Below are 12,041 nucleotides of genomic sequence, written 5' to 3'. Positions count from 1 at the left end.
CGTCATGTCCTCTTCCGTCGGCCGGCCTCACGCGCGAAGTTCCTTGCGTGAGGTGATCTGCAGCTTCTTGTACGTACTGCTCAGCCGGTGTTCGACGGTACGCCGGCTCACCACGAGCTGTTCCGCGATCTCTCGGTTGCCCAGGCCACGGATGGCGAGTTCGGCGGTCTGCCGCTCGGCGGACGACAGGGCCGCCCATCCCCTGGGCAGCGCCCCTTCGTCGCAGGTGCCGGTGGGCTCTTCCAGCCGGGCGGTCAGCCACCGTACGCGTTCGGCCAGGCGGCTGGAGGTGTGGGTGACGGTGAGGCGGGACAGTTCGGCCAGCAGGCCGGCAGCGGTGGCTCGATCACCCTTGGTGACCTCGGCGGTGGCGAGTTCGGCCAGGACCCAGGCGTAGGTGAGCCGGATGGGCAGCTCGCGCTCGACGCGGGCGGCTTCGCGGACGCCGGCGGCCGGTTCCTGGACAGCGAAGCTTCTGGCACACAGCTCCGCCAGCCCCAGCGCGCTCGGTGCGCCCCACTGGCAGGCGAGGGTGAGTTCCTCCCGGAGCAGACGCTGGGCCTGGTCCTGATCGCCGAGGATGAGACAGGCCCGGGCGGCCGAGGAACGCCAGGGCAGCACGATGGGGTTGGCCCACCCTCTGCGCAGCAGCCAGCGTCCGCTCTCCTTGTACAGTTCGACGGCCTCGGACCAGCGTTCTTCGTCGACGGCCACGCGGGCGCGGGCGAACAGCAGATCGGGCCAGTGGATGCCGTATTCGGCACCGGGCGGCAGGGGGGCTTCGGCCAGGGCGCGCGCTTCGTCATGGCGGCGGGTCTCCAGGGCGATGACGGCGCGTACGGCTATGAGGTGCGAGACGGCCAAGGGGTGCCAGGCAGCGATGGGCAGGGCCCGTTCGGCTGCGTCCGCGACACGGTCGGCGGTGTCCAGGCGGCCGCTGCGCAGATGCAGTTCGGCGCAGAAGGCCAGGGCGCGGGCGAGCAGGGGCCGGCAGTGTCGGCGGCGCAGTTCGGCGATGATGGCGGCGAGCCGGTCCTCTGCTTCGGTGGCGGCATCGGTGAGCCACAGTGCCCTGGCGGCGACCAGGCGGGGCACCGCGGGAGCGGCGGGGCCCGCGTCCAGGGCGCGGCGGGCCAGTTCCACGACTCTCGCACGGTGTCGGCCCTGCGCGGCGAGCTGCCCCGCGCGGATGCCGGCCTGGGCGGGGGCGAGAGGGTGTTCGGGCAGGTCGGGGACGTCGAGAGCGGGGGTGTCGAGGACGGACACGTCGGCCACTCCGGGCCCTGCCTCGGCGGCGTACCAGTACAGCGCGATCAGGTTGTCGCGTTCCCTGCCGTGGGCGGTGGCGAGGGCCTGGGCGGCGTTCCGGCGGCCCCAGGCGTCGTCGCCGCGGGCCAGTCCCGTGTCCAGTGCGCGTACGCGGAGTTGGTCCCACGCTTCGCCCTCGCCCGGAGTGTGGACGAGGGCGGTGAGCCTGCGGTCGCCGGCTTCGGGGGCGGTGACGGCCTCGACGCCGGCCAGGTCCAGGCTGATGTGCGCATGTTCCAGGGGTTCCAGGGGTTCGTCCAGGGCGCGTTCGAGGTAGGCGGCGGCGCGGGGGAAGTCGCCGCGGCGCACCGCGGCGCCGAAGCTGCCACGCAGGACGTGTACGGCCCAGGGCTCGCCGATGGGAGGTGCCTGGAGGAGGAGGCCGGCGATGTCTTCGTCGTCGGCCACGACCTGGTGGGCGAGGTGGGCGGCGCGGGCGTGCAGGGCGGCGCGTTCGGCGGCTGGCGTGTCCTCCAGGATGCGGGCCCGGACGACGGGCAGACGGACGCGTTCGTAGGAGCCGTCGGGAAGGGTGAAGCCGGCCGCCTCCAGCACCGCGCGCAGCCGGGTTTCGGGGACGGTGCGCAACCCGGCCAGGGAACAGATCAGCGGGAAGTCCAGCAGGTCGCCGGCGACGGCCAGCGCGCGCAGCACGGCGGTGGCCTCGTCGGACAGACCCCGCAGGGCGCGCCCCGCGCGGTCACCGATGATGCCGGTGATCAGGGTGCGCAGCTGCGGGACACGGTCGGCGGTCGGCCGGTGGCCCGCCTCCGCGAAACAGTGCAGGGCCGCGTGCAGTACGGCGGGGCTGCCGTGGGACGCCTGGGCCGCCGCGGTGGCGAACGCCTCGTCGCAGGGGCCGCCGCAGATCTGCTCGGCGAGGGTGATGACCGCGCCCCGGCTCAGGGGCCCGACGCCGAGATGGCGGGTCAGCCGCGCGCAGGGAGCGGCGTCGGCCAGCCGGTCGGGGCCGTGCGGTTCCAGGCCGGTGCGGCCGATGAGCAGGGCGAGGGGAAGGCCCGTGGACAGGCGGCGTACCAGGGCTTGCAGCCAGTGCGAGGAGGCCGCGTCCAGCCACTGTGCGTCCTCCACCGTCACGAGAGTGGGGGTGCGGCGGGCGGTGTGCAGGAGTTCGGGCAGGCCCGGCAGGCCGTCCGGCTCGCGCTGCCCGCGCAGGGTACGCAGGGAGCGTTCGGCCACCTCGCCCAGCTGGCCGAGCAGCTGGATCACGGCTCCGTGGCGCAGGTCGCGTTCGGCCGGCGAACCGCTGACCCGCAGGACGCGTACCGAGCGCTCCTCGGCGAGGCGGGCGGTCCAGCGCAGCAGGGCGTTGTGGCCGAAGCCGGGGCGGCCGGTCACGGAGACGACGGCGGGGCGGCCGTCGTCGAGCGCGACGAGCACACGCCGCAACTCCTCCTGTTCCTCCTCGCGTTCGAGCAACGGCGGGTCGGTGCGCCGGAGCCCCGCCCGGATGAGTCCCGCGTACAGCGGCTCTCCCTGCCGCCCTGTTCCCGGCATGTTCCCGGCCGCCTTCAGCGCTGCCCGCGCGGCCGCGACGCCTGCTGCGGCACCCGTGCCCCGCGGACGCCCGGTGAGCGGAGGACCGCGGCGAGCTGGGCACGCTCGGAGACTCCCAGCTTGCGGTACGCGTTGGTCAGATGCGTTTCGACCGTGCGGACGGTGACGTGCAGCGACTGGGCGATCGAACGGTTCCTGGCGCCGCCGGCGGCGAGGCCGGCGACCTTGCGTTCCATACTGGTGAGCAGGTCCAGGGGCGAGCCGGTCATCTTCCGCATGCGGCCGCCCGCTGCCAGCAGGGCGCCCCGGGCTTTCTGGCCCAGGGCGAGGGCGCCGCAGCGCTGGCCGAGGTCGGCCGAGGCGCGCAGGTGCTCACGCGCGGCGCGCAACTCACCGGCCGCCAACAGGGCTTGTCCCAAGAGGAGTTCAGCGCGGGCGTGGTCGATGCGGGCCGGTGAGGCGGACAGTTCCCGCACCGCCTCGCCCAGCAGTTCCACGCCCTCCTCGCCGGGGGTTGCCACGCCGCGGGCCATGGCTGCCAGGCCGAGGACACGTGGGGTCCCCCAGCGCCGTGCGAGCCGCGTGCCGTGCGCCGCGGGCTCTTCGGCTTCCTCGGCACGGCCCAGCTCCGCGAGCACGCAGGCCGCCTCCGCCCACCAGGGCAGGTAGGCCGCGTGGCGCACCTCGGCCTCCTCCAGTGATCTGCCGCACTCGCGGAACAGCGCCAGCGCGCCCTCCGCGTCCCCCAAGGCGTGGCGGGCGCGGCCGTAGGCCATGAGGTAACGGTGGTGGGTCCATACGTACTGTTCGCGCCAGGCGGGTCCGGTGCCGGCCAGCAGTTTCTCGGCATGCGTGGCCTCGCCCCGGTCCACCAGTACGCCCGCCAGGGCCACGCGCGGCAGGACCATCATCTCGCCCCACCGTTCCGCACCGCTGACCTGTACCGCGGCCCTGGCGTCCGCCAGCGCTTCCGGGAGTGCGCCCAGGCCGTGCAGGAGCAGGGCCCTGACGGACAGGGCCGCGGAGTAGGTCCAGATGGCGGAGTTCTCCCGGCCGTGGCTCAGCAGGCGGTCCAGCGCGTGCAGCGCGTCGTCGGTGCGGTCGGCGAGGCCCAGGACGATGGCGGAGTTGATCAGGGACCAGCTCTTCGGTGGGGGTTGGGGGCAGCAGACAGCGCGCAGGGCGTACGTCACCGCCGGTTCGGGGGCCTGGCCGTCGAGCGCCGTCAGTACGGCCATCGCCGCCAGTTTCTGCCGTTGGGCGCGCGTGTCGCCCTCGGGTGCGGTCATCGCCGCGGCCCGTTTCCGTGTCGCGGCGATCGTGCCGCGGTCGTGTGAGCCGACGATCAGCAGCACGGACTCGACGAGCGTGCGCAGGTCACGGTCGGCGGGCAGGGGGTCGGGACCGAGTTCGGTGTCGAGGGCGGCCAGGACGTCTTCGAGCATGCTCAGGGCGGCGGGGCCTTCGCGGGCGGCCAGGTAGGTGGTGCCGAACTGCGCGGCGATCCTCGCCCGGGTACGGATGCCGACGCTGGGTGCCAGTGCTCCGCGGAGCAGGGCGACGGCTTCGGACGGGTCGGTCTCGGCCAGTGCCCTGGCCAGCCGGACGCGCACCTCCACACTGCCGGGGTCCGCTTCCAGCACCCGGTACAGGTAGCGGGCCGCGGCCTCCGGGGCGCCGCGCGCCTCGGCCCGGGCGGCGGCCTCCATGAGGACGCCCGGCATCCAGGGTTCGGACACCGAGGGCAGCGACAGGAGGTGGGCGGCGACGTCTTCGGCGGGCCGGCCCGCGTCGCTCAGGAGCAGGGCCGCCCGCGTACGCAGCTCCGTCAGCGCCTGGGCGTCCAGGGGTGCCAGCACCGCCGCGTGCACCACGTCCGCCAGGCGTCTGCCGGGCGTCAGCAGTCCGGCCTCGCGCAGCACCGTCAGGGCGTCCTCGACGACATCGACGGGGACGGTGGCCAGGGGCGCGATCTGGTCGGCGTCCCGTTCGCCGAGGACCGCCACCGCCCGCGCGACCTCGCCGACCCAGGGCGGCCAGCGGTCCAGGAGCTCGCGTGCCCAGTGGGCCAGGACGCGCGGGCCGGCCTCGGCGATCCGGTCGGCGCCGCCCACGCCGGAACCGACGCCCTCGGCCCGCAGTTCACACAGCAGGCGCTCCAGGAGGCGGGGGTTTCCGCCGGTCACGGCCCGGGCGCGGGCGACGAAGGCGGGGGCGGCGGGCGCCGGGAAGAACTGCCGTACGACCTCGGCGACGTCGGCCTCGGTCAGCGGCCGCAGGCGCAGCATCGTGGTGCGGCGGGCGGTGACGTCCGCCAGCGCACGTCGGACCGGGGCGCCACGCCCGAGAATGGCGGCTTCGGCCCGCTGAGTGAGGACGACGAGCAAGGGAAGGCCATCAGCCCGCCGCAGCAGGAAGTCCAGCCAGTGCAGGGAGAGTTCGTCGCAGTGATGGACGTCGTCCAGCGCCAGGACGAGCGGGCGGCGGCTCAGCTCGCCGGCCGCGAGGCGGTACAGGTCGTGGAACACGCGCTGGACGGCGGGGGCGTGCGGCGGCCCATCAGCCGGCGCGTCGGGAGTGAGGGCGTGGCGGGCGGTATCACCAGGGGGGGTGCGCTGCACGGTCGGGGCGAGCAAGGCGCGTACGCCGCCCAAGGAGTCGCCCGAGGCGCTCTCCTCGCAGCGGCCGTGCAGAACCGTCGCGTGGCGGCAGGAGTCCCCGTCGAGGAAAGCGCGCAGGAGGGCGGACTTGCCGATTCCCGCCGGGCCGGTCACCACCACCGAGCTTGCGCGCCCCCGACGTGCCTCGCGGGCGAGGTGGTTGAGCTGCCCTACATCATCGTCTCGGCCGACCAAGGTGCTGCCTAAGCGGGAACTGACGCTCCGCTCCTGCACCATAGAGCTCCTCGCACCTCAGAGACACGACAGATGCGAGGGGGCGTCATCACATCGTGTTGCAAATCACCCTAAAGAGTGATGGCCGACCTGCGTCAGAGTACATGATCAGCAGACTCCGTGACCAGGACGCGCCTCAGCGCACGAACTCCCCCGCACCGCTGAGGTGTTCACGCAGCACCGCCAGCACGGCCGGAGCCTGGGAGCTGAGGAAGAAGTGACCGCCCGGATACACCCGGAGGTCGAACGCGCCCGTGGTGTGCGCACGCCAGTCCTCGGCCTCCTCCACCGTGGTCAGGGGGTCGTTGTCACCGGTCAGCGCGGTGATCGGCGCCTTGATCGCCGCCCCGGGGTCGCAGCGGTAGGTCTCCACCGCGGTGTAGTCGCTGCGGACCGCCGGGAGGACCATCCGCAGCAGTTCCTCGTCACCCAGCACCGAGGTGTCCGTACCGGAGAGCCGCTTCAACTCTGCGACGATCCCGTCGTCGTCCCGCCGGTGCACGCTCTCCGCGCGGTAGCGCGAGGGTGCCCGCCGCCCCGAGGCGAAGAGATGCGTCAGTTCGCCGCCGTCGGCCTCCAGCCGCCGGGCCACCTCGAAGGCGACCATCGCGCCCATGCTGTGCCCGAAGAACGCCGTCGGCCGTGACCCGATCCGGTCCCTCAGGGCTGCGTACACCCGATCGGCCATGGCCGTGACGGTGCCGGGGCTGGTCTCGTTACGCCGGTCCTGACGGCCGGGGTACTGCACCGACAGCACCTCCGCCACGGGCGACAGCTCCGCCGAGACGGGGAAGTAGAAGGTGGCCGAACCACCCGCGTGCGGAAAGCACACGAGCTGGCGCGGGCGGTCCGGCGCCGGGTGGTAACACCGGGCCCAGAGCCCTTCCGCCGTGGTCGTCGTCATGGTGCTGGCTCCTCCTCGCGGGGGCACCGGACCGGCCCGCCGGGATACGGCAGGCGATCGGCGGCGCCTGTGGTCCACACGTCCATCCCACAGGGCGGACGACGGAAAATCACCTAGTGTTCGCGCTCCGCGTGACGGCGGGCCCACCGTCACGGAGCCGTACGGGACACGCCCGCGGCCGGCGCCGCGCGCCGGGGTGTCCCCTGGACCCGGCTACCAGCTGGCGGCCAGCAGCATGTCCCCGTACTCCCGCTCGCGGGACGCCTGGCGCAAGTCGGCGTCGACCATCATGCGCATCAGCTCGGGGAAGTCGACACTGGGCTCCCAGCCCAGCTGGGTGCGGGCGCGCTCGGCATCGGCGCAGAGGATCTCCACCTCGGCGGGGCGCACCAGGGAGGGGTCGATGCTGACGTAGTCCTCCCAGTTCAGGCCCACATGCTCGAAGGCGATGCGGACGGCGTCACGGACCGAGTGCATCTGGCCGGTGCCGATCACGTAGTCGCCCGGCTCGTCCTGCTGGAGCATCAGGTGCATGGCACGGACGTAGTCCCCGGCGAAGCCCCAGTCACGGACGGCGTCCAGATTGCCCAGGGACAGCTTGTCCTGGTAGCCGAGCTTGATGCGGGCCACCGCGAGGGAGATCTTTCGCGTCACGAACTCCGCGCCACGGCGCGGCGACTCATGGTTGAACAGCATGCCGGAGACCGCGTACATGCCGAAGGACTCGCGGTAGTTACGGGTGATGAAGTGCCCATAGGTCTTCGCCACGCCGTAGGGGCTGCGCGGCCGGAAGATGGTGGTCTCGCACTGTGGGGTCTCGGCGACCTTGCCGAACATCTCCGACGAGGACGCCTGGTAGAAGCGGATCTGGCTGCCACCGCCACCGCCGCGCGAGCCGTTCAGGCCGCTGACCATACGGATCGCTTCGAGCATGCGCAGGACGCCCATGCCGTTGATCTCGGTGACGAGTTCGGCCTGCTGCCAGGACATCGGGACGAAGGAGATCGCACCGAGGTTGTAGATCTCGTCGGGCTGCACCTTGTCGACCGCGGAGACCAGGCTGGCCTGGTCCATCAGGTCGCCGTCGACGAAGTTCAGTTCGGAGACGAGCCTGCTGACCCGCGACTTGCGGGGGTTGGCCTGCCCCCGCATCAGGCCCCACACCTGGTAGCCCTGCGCGAGCAGGTGCTCGGCCAGATAGGAGCCGTCCTGCCCGGTGATTCCGGTTATCAGCGCACGCTTGGACATCTCATTCCTCTTCTCCGCCAAAGAACAGACCGCCCAAACGCAGAGCCGAGTCGGCTGCTGGGCCTCTTGGCTACTCGGCCTCTAACGGCATCGGATTGCATCGAATTCCGAAGCCCGGACGCTGGGTGATCGTACGCTTCCAAGCAGCCGGTCGCGGTGTCAAGAAATCACCGGCACACTAGGGATTTCCCGAGTACCGTCCACCGCGTGTCTTCGGCCTGCGGGGAACGGCGCCGCCGGATGCCGTACGGCCCGCGGCACCCCGGCGGGACACTAGGGATTTTCCGGTGTGCGGTGCGCTGCACTGTCCGGGTGTGCCCCCTCCAGGCCCGGCCGGCGCTCTCATCCCCGCTGCCGGCCGGGCCTGCCTTCTCCTGGAGCGTCTCCCGGTGCTGCTCAGACTCCTGCGAATCCACCTGCGGCCCCACCGGCGCTCCGTCGCGCTGCTGGGGCTGCTGCAGCTGGTGCAGATCCTGGCCACCCTGGCCCTGCCGACGCTGGGCGCCGCGGTCATCGACAACGGTGTGGTCAAGGCCGACAGCGGCTACATCACCCGGATCGGCCTGGTCATGCTGGCCGTGGCCCTCGTCCAGATCGCCGCGTCCGTCGGTGCGGTGTCGCTGGGCGCCCGTACGGCCATGGCGATGGGCCGCGACATGCGCTCGGCGGTCTTCCGCCGGGTGCTGGACTTCTCGGCCCGGGAGGTCGGGCAGTTCGGCACACCGTCGCTGATGACGCGGACCGTCAACGATGTGCAGCAGGTGCAGACGCTGGCGCTCTCCGCGTTCGGCGTCGCCGTGTCGGCGCCCCTGATGTGTCTGGGCAGCGTGGCGCTCGCACTCCGGCAGGATATTCAGCTGTCCCTGCTCCTCATCACTTTGGTGGTGGTCCTCGGAACGGTCTTCGGACTCATTCTCGGCCGCACCGATCCGTTCTACGCCCGTATGCAGAAACACCTGGACCGCATCAACGGACTGCTACGCGAACGCATTACCGGAGTCCGTGTCGTACGGGCTTTTGTGCGCGATGCCCATGAAGGCGCGAGATTCGACCGCACCAATTCCGAATTGCAGGACATCTCGTTGCGCGTCGGCCGGCTGCTGGCGACCGTCATTCCCGTCGTCCTGCTGGCCCTCAATGCCTTCATGGTGGCCGTGCTGTGGTTCGGGGCCCACCGTGTCGAGGCCGGGGCGATGCCGTTCGGTGCGCTCAGCGCGTTCCTGAGCTATCTGTCTCTGGTCCTGATGTCGGTGGTGATGGTGACCTTCGTGTGTCTGGCGATGCCGCGGGCGAGGGTCTCGGCCGAGCGCATCCAGCAGGTACTGGCCACCGAACCGAGCGTGGCGGCACCACCCGAACCCGTACGTGCCCTGCCCGCGGCCGGTGTCCTGTCCTTGCGCGGTGCCGGGCTCCGCTATCCGGGAGCGAAGGATCCCGTGCTGAGCGGGATCGACCTGAGCGCCGGCCCCGGCGAGACGGTGGCGATCCTCGGCAGCACCGGCAGCGGCAAGACCACCCTGCTCAATCTCGTGCTGCGGTACTTCGACGCCACCTGCGGCTCCGTCCACGTGGGCGGCGTCGATGTCCGCGCACTGGACGCGGAGGTGCTGCGCCGCACCGTCGGCTTCGTGCCGCAACGGCCGTACCTCTTCTCCGGCACCATCGCCGGCAATCTGCGCTTCGGTGTCCCGGACGCCCCCGACGAAGAACTCTGGCGCGTACTGGAGATCGCTCAGGCCCGCGATTTCGTACAGCGCCTGCCCGAGGGGCTGAACTCACCGATCACCCAGGGCGGCACCAACGTGTCCGGCGGGCAGCGGCAGCGCCTGGCGATCGCCCGCACCCTGCTGCGCAAGCCGGACATCTACCTCTTCGACGACTGCTTCTCCGCGCTGGACCACGCCACGGACGCCGCGTTACGGGCCGCTCTGGAGCCGGAGCTGGCCCGGGCGACGGTGCTCATCGTCGCCCAGCGCGTCAGCACCGTCCAGCACGCACAGCGCATCGTGGTCCTGGACGCGGGGCGGGTGGTCGCCACCGGAACGCACGAGGAACTGCTGCGTACCAGTACGACCTACCAAGAGATCGCCCGGTCCCAGCTCACCACGCACACCGACCACCCCCACAGCGGCTCCGCCCCGGACGCCGGAGCCGCCACGACACTTCAGGAGACGGCCCATGGTCCCGCCGGACAGCGTTGACCACGGGCGGCTCGGCCCCGCCCGCCGCACCCTGGGACTGCTGCGCCCGCACCGTGCCCAGGTGACCGTCGCGGTCGTCCTCGGCATCGGCGGCGTCGCGCTCAACGCCTCCGGTCCGATGCTCCTCGGCAAGGCCACGGATCTCGTCTTCGACGGCATCCAGCACCCACATACATCCGGCGGCATCGACTTCGCCGGGATCGCCCGGGTGCTGCTGACCGCGCTCGCGCTCTTCGGCTCCGCCTCCTTCCTCACCCTCCTCCAGGGCAGACTGGTCGCGGCCGTCGTCCAGCGGGTGGTCTTCGCGCTGCGCCGGTCCGTGGAGGCCAAGCTCGCCCGTCTGCCGATGCGGTACTTCGACCGCCACCCGGCGGGAGAGCTGCTCAGCCGGGTGACCAACGACGTGGACAACGTCCAGCAGACCCTCCAGCAGACCCTCAGCCAGCTGATCACGGCGGTGTTCTCCGTGCTGACCATGCTGGTGCTGATGTTCGTCATCTCCCCGCTGCTGGCATTGATCATGCTGGCCTGCGTCCCGCTGTCGGCCGTGCTCGCCGCCCGGATCAGCAAGCACGCACGCCCGCGGTTCACCCAGCAGTGGGCCGCCACCGGAGCGCTGAACGCCCATGTCGAGGAGGTCTACACCGGACACGCGCTGGTCAAGGGCTTCGGCCGGCGCGAGCAGGCAGAGCGCGCCTTCGACGAGCACAACCAGGCCCTGTACCGCGCCGGCGCACGGGCCCAGTTCGTCTCCGGAGCCACCGAGCCGTCGATGATGTTCATCTCCAACCTCGGCTACGTCGTCGTGGCGGTCGTCGGCGCCCTGCGCGTCGTCGCCGGGGCCCTGACCATCGGCGACGTCCAGGCGTTCATCCTCTACTCCCGGCAGTTCAGCCAGCCGATCGTCGAGACCGCCGGCATCGCCGCCCGCCTGCTGTCCGCCCTCGCCTCCGCCGCACGGGTCCACGAACTCCTGGACGCCGGCGAACAACGCCCCGACCCCGATCCCCCCGCACGCCTGCGCAGGGCGCGCGGACACGTGCAGTTCGAGAAGACCCACTTCCGCTACACCCCCGGCACCCCCCTGATCGAAGACCTCTCCCTCACCGTCGAGCCCGGCCGCACCGTGGCGATCGTCGGCCCGACCGGCGCGGGCAAAACCACCCTGGGCAACCTCCTCATGCGGTTCTACGAGATCGACGAGGGCCGCATCCTCCTGGACGGCACCGACATCACCACCCTGACCCGCGAAGAGCTGCGCTCCCACATCGGCCTGGTGCCCCAGGACCCCTGGCTCTTCTCCGGCACCATCGCCGAGAACATCGCCTACGGCCGCCCCGACGCCACACGCGAGGACATCGAGGCCGCCGCCCGCGCCACGTGTGCCGACCGCTTCATCCGCACCCTGCCCGACGGCTACGACACGGTCCTGGACGAAGAGTCGGCAGGCGTCAGCGCGGGCGAGAAGCAACTCATCACCATCGCCCGCGCTTTCCTCGCCCGCCCCTCGATCCTGCTCCTGGACGAGGCGACCAGCTCCGTCGACACCCGCACCGAAGCCCTCATCCAACGCGCGATGAACTCCCTGCGCGCGGGCCGCACCAGCTTCGTCATCGCCCACCGCCTCTCCACCGTCCGCGAAGCGGACCTCATCCTCGTGATGGAGAACGGCCACATCATCGAACGCGGAACGCACCCCCAACTCCTGGCCGCCGAGGGCGCCTACGCACGACTCCACGCGTCCGCAGCCGCCACCGGAGGAGCAGACACCGACCTACAGGACGCCGCCACACTCCACTGACCGGCCCCCACCCCTGACCCGCCACGCCTCCCCGGCGACGCCCCACGACGCCGGTCGGTGTGGTGCCCGCGGGCATGGCCAGGGTGCTGCGCCGCGCCCGCGAGCCTGTCTCGTGGGCGATGGGGCACCGGAATGCCGTGCACCAGCAACACCCCCGGGAGCGAGCT

At 71.8% G+C, this 12,041-nt stretch carries 6 protein-coding genes; 2 read left to right on the top strand and 4 right to left on the bottom strand.

All coding sequences use genetic code 11. The annotated features are described in order from the left end of the window. Positions 1 to 27: 27 nt before the first annotated feature. From ACZ4Z1_RS08820 to ACZ4Z1_RS08805, 4 genes are all read right to left on the bottom strand, one after another. Complete coding sequence (locus ACZ4Z1_RS08820) at positions 28 to 2,826, bottom strand: AAA family ATPase (RefSeq protein WP_468485863.1); 2,799 nt, start codon at positions 2,824 to 2,826, stop codon at positions 28 to 30. 14 nt (positions 2,827 to 2,840) lie between these two features. After that, the gene (locus tag ACZ4Z1_RS08815) at positions 2,841 to 5,723 is read right to left on the bottom strand and encodes an AAA family ATPase (protein ID WP_468485862.1); all 2,883 of its coding nucleotides are present in this window, start codon (positions 5,721 to 5,723) and stop codon (positions 2,841 to 2,843) included. Positions 5,724 to 5,856: 133 nt separating this feature from the next. Then, the gene (locus ACZ4Z1_RS08810) at positions 5,857 to 6,624 is read right to left on the bottom strand and encodes a thioesterase II family protein (protein ID WP_406519008.1); all 768 of its coding nucleotides are present in this window, start codon (positions 6,622 to 6,624) and stop codon (positions 5,857 to 5,859) included. Between the two features lie 213 nt (positions 6,625 to 6,837). Beyond that, positions 6,838 to 7,872 (bottom strand): GDP-mannose 4,6-dehydratase, encoded by a 1,035-nt coding sequence (locus ACZ4Z1_RS08805; RefSeq protein ID WP_468485861.1) that lies wholly within the window; start codon positions 7,870 to 7,872, stop codon positions 6,838 to 6,840. A gap of 389 nt (positions 7,873 to 8,261) precedes the next feature. Between ACZ4Z1_RS08805 and ACZ4Z1_RS08800 the strand changes: the two genes are divergently transcribed. Both ACZ4Z1_RS08800 and ACZ4Z1_RS08795 read left to right on the top strand, forming a co-directional pair. Next, complete coding sequence (locus tag ACZ4Z1_RS08800) at positions 8,262 to 10,073, top strand: ABC transporter ATP-binding protein (protein ID WP_468485860.1); 1,812 nt, start codon at positions 8,262 to 8,264, stop codon at positions 10,071 to 10,073. Next, complete coding sequence (locus tag ACZ4Z1_RS08795) at positions 10,051 to 11,874, top strand: ABC transporter ATP-binding protein (protein WP_468485859.1); 1,824 nt, start codon at positions 10,051 to 10,053, stop codon at positions 11,872 to 11,874. The genes ACZ4Z1_RS08800 and ACZ4Z1_RS08795 overlap by 23 nt, the downstream gene beginning before the upstream one ends. The last annotated feature ends 167 nt before the right edge of the window (positions 11,875 to 12,041 follow it).

This window comes from Streptomyces sp. NPDC030165, from assembly GCF_055573595.1.
The sequence above is the reverse complement of the archived record's forward strand: the minus strand, read 5'-3'. Positions and strand labels throughout refer to the sequence as shown.